Origin of the sequence: Photorhabdus australis DSM 17609, assembly GCF_000711895.1 — a bacterium.
In the GTDB taxonomy this organism is placed as follows: Bacteria; Pseudomonadota; Gammaproteobacteria; order Enterobacterales; family Enterobacteriaceae; genus Photorhabdus; species Photorhabdus australis.
In genome coordinates, this window is record NZ_JONO01000137.1 from 1 (window position 1) to 1,184 (window position 1,184).

2 protein-coding genes and 1 pseudogene are annotated in these 1,184 nt (G+C 39.0%); all 3 read left to right on the forward strand.

Annotation, left to right across the window (positions count from 1 at the left end; translation table 11 throughout):
- A partial coding sequence (locus tag BO26_RS18525) for an S-type pyocin domain-containing protein (protein WP_036774110.1) occupies positions 1 to 534 on the forward strand: 534 nt, incomplete at its 5' end.
- Complete coding sequence (locus BO26_RS18530) at positions 534 to 1,001, forward strand: DUF6392 family protein (protein WP_036774112.1); 468 nt, start codon at positions 534 to 536, stop codon at positions 999 to 1,001. The genes BO26_RS18525 and BO26_RS18530, both read left to right, overlap by 1 nt.
- Positions 991 to 1,184 (forward strand): annotated as a pseudogene (locus BO26_RS24330) (DUF6392 family protein); the annotation flags it as partial. The gene BO26_RS18530 and the pseudogene BO26_RS24330, both read left to right, overlap by 11 nt.

Genomic DNA, 1,184 nt, shown 5'->3' on the forward strand with positions numbered 1-1,184 from the left:
TTATCTTCTTTGGATAAAGTGGGCAGCGATATTGAATCGCTCCCGATGCCGGAAGAAAAGGATTTTCGCGATTATATTCTGGTACTTCCCATCCCGAATATGCCGCCGGTGTATGTGTATTTAAGTAAACCACCGGTGACACCGTTGGAAGTGGGAGAATATCAGGATCTGGCTGGACGTAGCCGTAATGATGGGTTGGATATTGATCATATTCCTTCTAAGGCGGCATTAGAGCAATATGTGCTTAAAAGATATAAAGGTAAGATCACTGATAAGAAGATCAAAGCAATTTTGGAAAGGGGAATAGCTATAGCTATTCCGAAACGGGTCCATCAAAAATATAGTGAGACCTATGGTGGAAGAAATACTCCAGCGAAAAAGACAAAAGATGCTATGGATTTGAAAGCTGCTGTAGATAGTAATTTTTATGCCCAGACTCCCGGATTACGGGAAGAAGGTTATACAAATGAACAGTTGAATAAAGCGAATGAAGAATTACATCGTCTTAACAGAATGCAAGGGTGGTATAAGTAATGACAGATGTTATTGCAATTATTAATAGCCTAGGGCAAACCGCAGGTATGTTAGTTGAAAATAAACTTATTCCAGCGGGAAAGTTTGAGTTTGCTTTCGAAGGTTCTTCCAGATTTAGTGTTGAGCCAGAAATGGGTCTTACTCTAGTTTTCGATGCGATATCACAGGTATTGATTTCTGTTCAATTCACATTGATCAACACGGTTGATGATACAGGTACATATAGTGGGAAGATGCCTTCCCCATTTTTTCACCAAATGGATAAAGCTACTGTTAGGTCATTTATGGGGGAACCTGATTTCAGTGGTGGACCGGAACGGATTCCTGTAATTGGCTTGATAGGTGGATTCGATGCTTATACTCGTGAGCTAAGTGATCAATACCCAAATATAGAAATTCGCTTTCTTTATCAATCTGATCTTCGTGTGGATGGGCTGTTATTTGAACAGTTAGTAAATGATGACTGATATTGCTGCAATCATAAATAGTTTAGGGCAAACAGCTGATATATTGGTTGAGAATCAACTTATTTCGGCTGGGAAATTTGAGCACATATTTAATAGTGATGAGGAATTCCATTGTCAACCTGAGCTTGGGCTCATGCTAGTTTTTGATGAATTCACAAAAAAATTAATCTCTGTATGCATTAC

Bases quoted from the DNA above. Each gene is read 5' to 3' on its own strand.
- BO26_RS18530 (WP_036774112.1), top strand. From the start codon at position 534: ATGACAGATGTTATTGCAATTATTAATAGCCTAGGGCAAACCGCAGGT.